We start from the raw sequence: 8,418 nt of genomic DNA on the forward strand, positions 1-8,418 counted from the left end.
CAACGCGCGAACGGGCGGAAAGTCTTCGCGGCGTTTTCGCGGCTAAACACGCAAGCGTGTCGGAACGAAAGTCTTGGCGAACGCCTTTATTGGGCATCGGCGCGCGGCTTGCACGCCTTTTGATGCCAAGGAGGCGTACATGTCTATTCTAGCGTGGATCGTGCTCGGCCTCGTGGCCGGTTTCATCGCCAGCAAGCTGGTCAGCCGCAGCGGCGGCAGCCTGGTGGTGGACCTGGTGCTCGGGATCGTCGGCGCCGTCGTGGGCGGTTTCCTGTTCAATCAGTTCGGCTCGGCCGGTGTCACCGGCCTGAACCTCTATAGCCTGCTGGTCGCCGTCATCGGCGCGGTCGTCGTCCTGGCGATCTACCATGCCTTCACCGGTCGCCGAGCGCTCTAACCCTCTGAGCTTTCGAGACCAAGGAAAAGCGCCTTCGGCCTGGCCGGAGGCGCTTTTTCATGTCCGGAAAGACCGCTAGAGCGCCACGGCCTGCTGCAACATCTTCAGCGCCACCCGCAGGCACTCGATCCGCAGGGGACCGCGGCCGATGTCGCCGAACCGGACCTGCCGATGGTGGGTGTAGCCGCCGCGACGGGCGCAGGCGAAGTGGACCAGGCCGCCCGGTCTTTCCGGATCGCCGACCTCTTCGGCCCAACCCGTGATCGACACGGCCACGTCGGCGCCGGACCGCTTGATCGCCCCCTCGGCCATGGCGATCGCCGTCGGCTGGGACACGGCGCCGCCGTGCGGCAGGAACGACGGCGGCACGTCCAGCAACTCGATCTTGGCGGCGTCGGTATAGACCACGAAGCCGCGATCGAACGCGTGCGAGCATCCCGGCACGTCGGTCAGCAACGAGGCCAGCAAGCCGCCGGTGCAGCTTTCGGCCGTCGCCAGGGTCAGCTCGCGCGCGCAGGCGACGGCCAGGACCGCCCGCGTCAGTTCGTCGATGTCCGACGGCAGGATCGGATCAAGCGCCTCGGCCATGGATTCTCCTGAGGTCGTTCGGCTGTTCGCCGCTCAGTTGGACCATCAGCTTTTCCACGGCGCTTCTCCCTGAAATGCTTGGACGGCCAAGTCGGCGGATCACAAACACTTCGGGCCGGCGGGCGTTCCCGACGACAGCGTCTGGGCGGGCGAGTATTGCGACCACGTCGACTTCTCGACAGAAGTATTCGAGGTTGGCGCACACTCAGACATGAAAAAGCCCGGGCGCGAACGCCCGGGCTCCTTCGGTCCGATCGGGATCTTGGCTTAGTGCGCCGCGACCACGTCTTCCTGGATCTCGTGGACCTTGGCGCCGCGCGCCGCGAACGAGAACCACAGGACGTAAAGATAGCAGACCAGCGGCACGATGAAGGCCAGCGAGCGGGCCCCGATCGGGAAGTTGTGGATGAACTGGTCCACCGTGAAGCCGTACAGGATCGAGATGAACCCGCCGCCGCAGATGGCCATGCACATCAGGCCCGAGGTCGCCGATGCCGGGGCAGACGAGCGTTCCAGGGTGATGGTGAAGATGGTCGGGAACATGATCGAGTTGAACAGGCCGATCAGGATCGCCGCGACGCCCGGGATGAAGCCCATGGTCAGCGGCGCGACATAGTCGCCCGGCAGGTGGATCGTTCCGCCCAGGGGCGTGGCCGGCATGTGATAGGTGGCGATGACTAGGGCGCAGAGGCCCGTGGCGCAGGCCGCGACGATGCCCAGCATGGTGGTGGCCTTGACGTAGCGCAGCAGCACCGAGCCGCCGAACCGGCCGAACATCGCGAACAGCATGAAGATCGGACCGACGAAGCCTGCGACCTGCGAGGGCACGTCGAGGATCTGCTTCTGCTCGAGGAAGAAGATCATCCCCGAGATCACGCAGACCTCGGCGCCGACGTAGAGGAAGATGCCCAAGGCGCCCAGATTGGCCCACTTGGACTGCAGCGCCTTGAACGGCGATTCCGCGTGCTCGGCCATCTTGGGGGCGTGGTGAGTGATGGTGTTGCGCACCAGGAACACGGCCAGGGTGAAGAAGGCCAGGATCACGGCGATCAGCAGATAGACGTTGGTGACGAAGCCCAGGCCGGTGGCCTTCATGGCCTCGGTGACCACCACGYCCTTTTCGAACAGGGGGCCCTTCAGCAGGAAGCTCGCGCCGAAGATGCCACCCGCATAGGCGCCCATCGAGTTGAAGGCCTGGGAGAGGTTGAGGCGGAAGTGCGAACCCTTGGGGTCGCCCATCGAGGCGATCAGCGGGTTGGCCGCGACCTGCAGCAGGGTGATGCCCGAAGCGGCCACGAACAGACCCAGCAGCACGGTGATGAAGTTGTGCGAGAAGGTCGTCGACCAGGCGATCAGGCAGCCGGCGACGATGCCGGTCAGGCCCAGCACGATCGACTTGGCGTAGCCGTTCTTGGCCAGATAGGCCGCCGAGGGGATCGACATGATCCCGTAGGCGATGAAGAACGCGAACTGGTTCAGCTGCGTCTCGAAGTCGGTCAGCGTGTAGATGACCTTCATGCTCTTCACGAGCGGGTCGATCAGATTGGTGACGAACGCCCAGATGAAGAAGAGGGCCGTGACGTAGACGACAGCCAGGATCAGGCCGCCCCCTCCCGACCTGGGGGCCGCTCCGTTCGTCGGAGCCTGCGCTGCACCGGTACCTGCCATGTTGTTTTCACTCCCTGTCCGACGTTGCGGGACGCGACATCCACCCCGACGGTGACAACGTTGTCAAGCGCGGACGCCGAACCGACCGTCCCTAAGGCCCGTCGAGACACTTGTGGGAACCGATCACCCGATTCGACGGTTAAGCCCAAAACTCCGACAAATCCCCGTCGATGGGAAGACCGTGATGTCGATGATCGCCATTCTGCTGACGTCGGGCCTGGTGACCGTGATCGCCGTGATCGGTCTGGCCGACGCCTTCACGCACTTGCTGTGCTGGTCCGCCCGCTCCCTGAGGGAGCCGGAAGCCATGCGCAGCGCCAGTCCGTCCGCCGATGCGGCGCGGCGTGAGCGCGCGACCGCCTAGGCGGCTACGCGGCTCGGCGCCGAGACGTTCCACACGTCGTGGGCGGCTTCGCCCGCCAGGATGTTCTCGGCGGTCAGCAGACCGCTGAGCGTGGCCTGGTCGCGCTCGCCGTCGCGGTGCAGGCCGTTGCGGCCGGCCAGGTGCAGGCTGGGGAACTGCATCTTCAGGTCCAGGCGGATCATCGCCCGGTGCTCGGCGCAGTCCGCGTCCTCGATCGGCAGGACCTTGCGCTGCCGCACGACCAGGGCGTCGCTAACGGCGGTCGGATCCATCAGCCCCATCACCGCGGCCTCGCGCCAGGCCAGGGCCACCAGGTCGGCGTCGCTGGCCGTCCACAGGCCGTCGCCCTCGAAGCAGAAATATTCCAGGCCCAGGCAGCTGGCGGCCTCGCCTTCCGGGGCCATGGCCGGCGACCAGGCGCGGTAGTTCTGCACCCGGCCGACCTGCAGGTCGGTGTCATGGACGTCGATGGCGGTCTCGCGCAGCGACTTGCGCGTGCGGCCCACCAGGGCGACCGTGATCTGGTCGCGGTACATCAGCTCGCCGGCGTGGAACAGGCTGATCGGCGTCGGCCGCAGCATGCTCATCAGATCGCGCAGCGGCGCGGTCGAGACCACGTGGTCGGCGGTGCGGATCTCATGAGCGCCGTCCTCGCGCAGGATCGATACCGTCCACAGCTTGGCGGCGGTGTCGAACTTCAGCGTCTCCACGCGGCGGCCCAAGGCGACTTCGCCGCCCAGGGTCGCGATCTTGTCGGCGCAGGCCCGCCACACCGAGCCGGCCCCGTCGCGGGGATAGCGCAGGCTAGCCGTCGGCTTGGCGGCGTTGGCGCGGCCGGCCGGCATCTGGTCGCGGATCAGGCCCGACACCTTCTCGGCGAAAGGCAGGAACAGCATCGCCGACAGCTTGGCGCCGACCCGGTTGCGGATCTCGTCGCCGAAGGTTCGGGGAATCTTGATCGGGCGGATCTTGGCCAGGCCGAACGAGGCCAGGCAGGCCGCCCCGCCGCGCAGGCCCAGATAGGCCAGGGCCTCCAAGGTCTTCAACGGATAGGCGTAGAGCCGCTCGCGATGATAGATCCGCGCCGCGCGCGGGCGTTCGACGAAGCCGTCCGGCAGCAGTTCCGACCACAGGGCCAGCACGCTGGGCGAGGTCGAGGCGTAGGCCCCGCCGTTCAGGTCGATCCGGAATCCGTGATGGTCGATCGTGCGGCTGGCCCCGCCGACCTGGCTTGGATCCATCTCCAGCACGGCGACATCGCGCCCCGCCTTGGCCAGGACATAGGCGGCGGTCAGGCCGGCCGGCCCGGCCCCGATCACCAAGGTTTCGACGTGCTGCCCCATGACGCGATGGTCCCCGTTCGAGAACCACCCTGGCGCAATAAGGTTAAGACCGCCCCGCCGGACGTGGTGAACCAGCCCTAAACTCGGCCTTGAGACGTTGTGTCGCGCCGCGTCCCTCAGGCCAGTTGATCACCGATCGGCAAGGTCCGGATCCGCTTGCCGGTGGCCGCGAAGATCGCGTTGACCAGGGCGGCCGGAGCCGGCGGCAGGGCCGGCTCGCCCAGGCCGGTGGGCGGGTTGTCGCTGATCACGAAGTGCACCTCGACATCCGGCGCGTCGGCGAAGCGCAGCATCGGGAAGTCCCCGAAATTGCTCTGGACCGCCGCGCCGTTCTCGATGGTGATCTGCTGGGCCAGGGTGCTGCCGATCCCGTCGAGGACCGAGCCCTGCACCTGCTGCTCGGCGCCGTTCGGATTGACGATCTGCCGACCGACATCGACCGCCGCCCACGCCTTGCGGACCTCGACCTTGCCATCGGCCACGGCCGCCTCGACGACCACCGCCACATAGYCGCGGTGGCTGTAGTGGCAGGCCACGCCCAGGCCGACGCCCTTCTCGGTCTTGCGGCCCCAGCCGGACGCCTCGGCCGCCTTGTCCAGCACGGCGCGCATGCGGCCGGTATGGAAGCTGTCGCCCTTGCCCGGCTCACCGATCAGCCGGGGCGCGCCCAGCAGTTTGCGGCGGAACTCGACCGCATCCGCGCCCGCCGCGTGGGCCACCTCGTCGGTGAAACCCTGGAACACGAAGCCGTAGGCGTTGTTGCCCGGGGCGCGCAGCCAGCCGGTCGGCGCCCCCAGCGGCATGACCGAGACGTCCTGGGCGTAGTTCTCCACCGCCCCGAAGGGAAACTGTGTGCCGCCGATATTGGCCGCCCGCGCGAACTTCTGGCCCTCGCCGAAGGTCACGAAGTGGTTGCGCCAGGCGGTCAGCCCGCCCTGGGCGTCCAGCCCCGCCGTCAACCGGTGGAAGCCGGCTGGGCGGTAGAAGTCGTGCTGGATGTCGTCTTCGCGGGTCCACAGCAGCTTGACCGGCGCGCCGACCGTCTTGGAGATCCACGCCGCCTCGACCATGAAGTCGTTCATCAGCCGGCGGCCAAAGCCCCCGCCGCTGCGGGTGAAGTGGATGGTGATGTCGTCGGGCTTGATCCCCAGGGTCTTGGCCACCAGCTCGCGGCCGTCCTCGGGGTTCTGGGCCGGGGCCCAGATCTCGACCTTGCCGTCCTTGAAGCTGGCCGTGCAGTTCTGCGGCTCCAGCGTGGCGTGGGCGTTGAACGGATAGCTGTAGTCGGCGCTGACGATCTTTGCCGCGCCCTTCAGGGCCGCGTCGACGTCGCCGACGGTCTTGAGGTTCCGATGTGGCGGCTGGCCGTGCAGTTCGGCGGCCTTGGCGATGAAGCCCGCGCTGCTCTGGGCGCTGGTCGGATGGTCGGCCCATCTCACTTCCAACAGGTTGCGGCCCTTGCGCGCTTGCCACCAGGTGTCGGCCACCACGACCACGCCGGCGAGCAGGCCTTCCAGCTCGGTCCCGCCGTCCACCACGACGACGTGGCGCACGCCCTTGACCGCCTTGGYCGGGGCCAGGTCGACCTTGGCCACCTTGGCGGCGAACACCGGGGCCTTCAGGAACGTGGCGTACAGCATGCCCGGCACGCGCACGTCGATGCCGTACAGCGGCTTGCCGACGACAATGTCCGGCGTGTCCGACTGCGGCTGGGACTTGCCGATGATGCGGTAGGCCTTGGGGTCCTTGAGGACCAGGCTCTTGGGATCGGGCGCGCTCAAGCCGGCGGCGGCCTGGGCCAGTTCGCCGTAGGACGCGCGGCGCTTGCCGGCCTTTTCGACCACGAAGCCGGGCTCGGTCGCCAGGCCGGCGGCCGGGACGTTCCAGCGCTGGGCCGCGGCCTGGATCAACAGGGCGCGTCCCACCGCACCCACCTGGCGCATAGGCTCCCAGTCGTCAGGCGTGGAGGTGCTGCCGCCGGCCGACTGCTCGCCGAACACCTTGGCGTCGATAGGGGCCTGTTCGATGCGGACGGCCGACCAGTCGACGTCCAGCTCCTCGGCGATCAGCATCGGCATCGAGGTCTTGATCCCCTGCCCGATCTCCGGCCGCTTGGCGGCGATGGTCACAACCCCGTCAGGCGCGATGCGGACGAACGCGTTGAACGGGTTGGCGACGGTCTCGCCCTCCGCCCGGACCAGACCCGGCAGGCTGAACGACAGCAGCAGGCCGCCACCTGCGGCCGCGCCGGTCTTGAGGAACAGGCGGCGCGAAGGATTGTCGAGAAGGGTCGCGGTCATGCCTGCGCCTCCACCTGGCCGGAGGCGGCCTTGATGGCCTTGCGGATGCGAATGTAGGTGGCGCAGCGGCAGAGGTTGCCGTTCATCGCCGCGTCGATCTCGTCGTCGGTCGGCTTGGGCGCCGCCGCCAGCAGGGCCGTGGCCGACATGATCTGGCCGGCCTGGCAGTAGCCGCACTGCGGCACGTCGATGGCTTTCCAGGCGTCCTGGACCTTGGCGCCGACGGGGTTGGCGCCGACGCCTTCGATGGTGGTCACCGCCTTGGCGCCGACCCGGGCCAGCGAGGTGACGCACGAGCGCATGGCCACGCCGTCGATGTGCACCGTGCACGCTCCGCACTGGGCCACGCCGCAGCCGTACTTGGTTCCGACCAGTCCCAGCACGTCGCGCAGCACCCACAGCAGGGGCGTATCGGGCTCGGCGTCCACCGTGTGGACCTGGCCGTTGACCTTCAGGCTTGTCGACATTCCGCTGCTCCCGAACCGACGCCACGCCAGAGTGCCAAAGGCTTGGGCCCGCGACCAGAGGGCGCGCCCTCACTAAAGTTGTCATAAAACCGTCATGCGAGGGGTTGAACGCGGCCGCCTTCCGTGGTTCCGCTCCGCCGCGCCGGGCGTTCTTCCGTACAAGGACGTCCGCGAAACTCTCCACGCTTCGAACAGAGGATGAAGCGACCATGCTGGGCTTGTTCCGGGCCGTCATGCCCAAGGAAGACCGCTTCTACGACCTGTTCGCGCAGCACGCCGCGACCCTGGTGCTGGGCGCCAAGGCGCTGCGGGACCTGATGGAGGGCGGCGACGGCGTCGAGGCCGCCAGYGCCCGCGTCTACAAGCACGAGGAAGAGGCCGACGAGATCACCCGCCAGGTGATGGGCCAGATCCGCCGCAGCTTCATCACCCCGTTCGACCGCAGCGACATCCAGGACCTGACCACGTCGCTGGACGACGCCATCGACCAGATGCGCAAGACCGCCAAGGTCGTCAGCCTGTTCGAGGTCAAGACCTTCGAGCCGCAGATGCGCGAGATGGCCCGCATCATCGTCGAGGCCGCCGAGCTGACCGTCGAGGCCGTGGCGCTGCTGCCCGACATGCGCAAGAACGCCCACCGCCTGACCGAACTGGCCGTCAAGGTGACCCAGATCGAGGAACAGGCCGACCTGATGTACGACCAGGGCCGCAAGGCGCTGTTCCTGGCCAACCGCGAGATTGGCCCCACTGGCGACCCGATGGCCTTTATCGTCGGCGTCGACATCTACAGCCACCTGGAGAAGGTGGTCGACCGGTTCGAGGACGTGGCCAACCGCATCAGCGGCATCGTGGTCGAGCAGGTCTAGTGGACCCGACCTTCATCATTTTGGTCGTGCTGGTGATCGTCGCCCTGGGCTTCGATTTCCTGAACGGCCTGCACGACGCGGCCAACTCGATCGCCACCATCGTCTCGACGCGCGTGCTGTCGGCGAAGTGGGCGGTGCTGTGGGCGGCGTTCTTCAACTTCATCGCCTTCATCTTCTTCGGCACCAGCGTGGCCAAGATGGTCGGCGCGGGGATCATCGACCCCCACATCATCGGCGACCGACTGATCTTCGCGGCCCTGATGGGCGCGATCAGCTGGAACCTGATCACCTGGTGGGCCGGCATCCCCTCGTCCAGCTCGCACGCCCTGATCGGCGGTCTGGTCGGCGCCTCGGTCGCCAAGGTCGGCAGCTTCGGCGCGGTGCAGTGGGCGGGCCTGGGCAAGACCGCGGCCGGCATCGTGGTG

At 67.7% G+C, this 8,418-nt stretch carries 9 protein-coding genes; 4 read left to right on the forward strand and 5 right to left on the reverse strand.

The annotated features are described in order from the left end of the window. Nucleotides 1–139 precede the first annotated feature (139 nt). A complete protein-coding gene (locus AC1DZ6_RS00550) occupies nt 140–397 on the forward strand; it encodes a GlsB/YeaQ/YmgE family stress response membrane protein (protein ID WP_035081411.1) in 258 nt (85 codons plus the stop codon). 75 nt (nt 398–472) lie between these two features. Here AC1DZ6_RS00550 and AC1DZ6_RS00555 read toward each other — a convergent pair whose 3' ends face one another. Together AC1DZ6_RS00555 and AC1DZ6_RS00560 are read right to left on the reverse strand one after the other, a co-directional pair. Beyond that, the gene (locus tag AC1DZ6_RS00555) at nt 473–985 is read right to left on the reverse strand and encodes a CinA family protein (protein ID WP_477095243.1); all 513 of its coding nucleotides are present in this window, start codon (nt 983–985) and stop codon (nt 473–475) included. A gap of 267 nt (nt 986–1,252) precedes the next feature. Continuing rightward, nucleotides 1,253–2,653 carry an MFS transporter gene (locus AC1DZ6_RS00560; RefSeq protein WP_477095244.1) on the reverse strand — a complete coding sequence of 467 codons (1,401 nt, stop codon included), beginning with the start codon at nt 2,651–2,653 and terminating at the stop codon, nt 1,253–1,255. A 184-nt stretch (nt 2,654–2,837) separates the two neighbouring features. Here AC1DZ6_RS00560 and AC1DZ6_RS00565 point away from each other — a divergent pair, with 184 nt between their 5' ends. Continuing rightward, nucleotides 2,838–3,017: a hypothetical protein gene (locus AC1DZ6_RS00565; protein ID WP_477095245.1), complete on the forward strand. Its 180-nt coding sequence runs from the start codon at nt 2,838–2,840 to the stop codon at nt 3,015–3,017. Here the strand turns inward: AC1DZ6_RS00565 and AC1DZ6_RS00570 are convergent. The 3 genes from AC1DZ6_RS00570 to AC1DZ6_RS00580 all read right to left on the reverse strand — a co-directional run bounded on the left by AC1DZ6_RS00570 (nt 3,014) and on the right by AC1DZ6_RS00580 (nt 7,127). Beyond that, nucleotides 3,014–4,360, reverse strand: coding sequence for an FAD-dependent oxidoreductase (locus AC1DZ6_RS00570; protein WP_477095246.1), 1,347 nt, complete (start codon nt 4,358–4,360; stop codon nt 3,014–3,016). The genes AC1DZ6_RS00565 and AC1DZ6_RS00570 overlap by 4 nt on opposite strands. A gap of 116 nt (nt 4,361–4,476) precedes the next feature. Next, the gene (locus tag AC1DZ6_RS00575; RefSeq protein WP_477095247.1) at nt 4,477–6,660 is read right to left on the reverse strand and encodes a xanthine dehydrogenase family protein molybdopterin-binding subunit; all 2,184 of its coding nucleotides are present in this window, start codon (nt 6,658–6,660) and stop codon (nt 4,477–4,479) included. Beyond that, nucleotides 6,657–7,127 (reverse strand): (2Fe-2S)-binding protein, encoded by a 471-nt coding sequence (locus AC1DZ6_RS00580; protein WP_477095248.1) that lies wholly within the window; start codon nt 7,125–7,127, stop codon nt 6,657–6,659. The genes AC1DZ6_RS00575 and AC1DZ6_RS00580 overlap by 4 nt, the downstream gene beginning before the upstream one ends. A 209-nt stretch (nt 7,128–7,336) precedes the next feature. Between AC1DZ6_RS00580 and AC1DZ6_RS00585 the strand changes: the two genes are divergently transcribed. Beyond that, nucleotides 7,337–7,993 carry a DUF47 domain-containing protein gene (locus AC1DZ6_RS00585; protein ID WP_477095249.1) on the forward strand — a complete coding sequence of 219 codons (657 nt, stop codon included), beginning with the start codon at nt 7,337–7,339 and terminating at the stop codon, nt 7,991–7,993. Continuing rightward, nucleotides 7,993–8,418, forward strand: a 426-nt coding sequence (locus AC1DZ6_RS00590; RefSeq protein ID WP_477095250.1) for an inorganic phosphate transporter, incomplete at its 3' end; no start/stop codon positions are given. The genes AC1DZ6_RS00585 and AC1DZ6_RS00590, both read left to right, overlap by 1 nt.

Source organism: Caulobacter sp. P1_B12_2, from assembly GCF_056406675.1.

Bases quoted from the DNA above. Each gene is read 5' to 3' on its own strand.
- AC1DZ6_RS00550 (WP_035081411.1), top strand. From the start codon at position 140: ATGTCTATTCTAGCGTGGATCGTGCTCGGCCTCGTGGCCGGTTTCATC.
- AC1DZ6_RS00580 (WP_477095248.1), bottom strand. From the start codon at position 7,127: ATGTCGACAAGCCTGAAGGTCAACGGCCAGGTCCACACGGTGGACGCC.
- AC1DZ6_RS00565 (WP_477095245.1), top strand. From the start codon at position 2,838: ATGTCGATGATCGCCATTCTGCTGACGTCGGGCCTGGTGACCGTGATC.
- AC1DZ6_RS00555 (WP_477095243.1), bottom strand. From the start codon at position 985: ATGGCCGAGGCGCTTGATCCGATCCTGCCGTCGGACATCGACGAACTG.
- AC1DZ6_RS00570 (WP_477095246.1), bottom strand. From the start codon at position 4,360: ATGGGGCAGCACGTCGAAACCTTGGTGATCGGGGCCGGGCCGGCCGGC.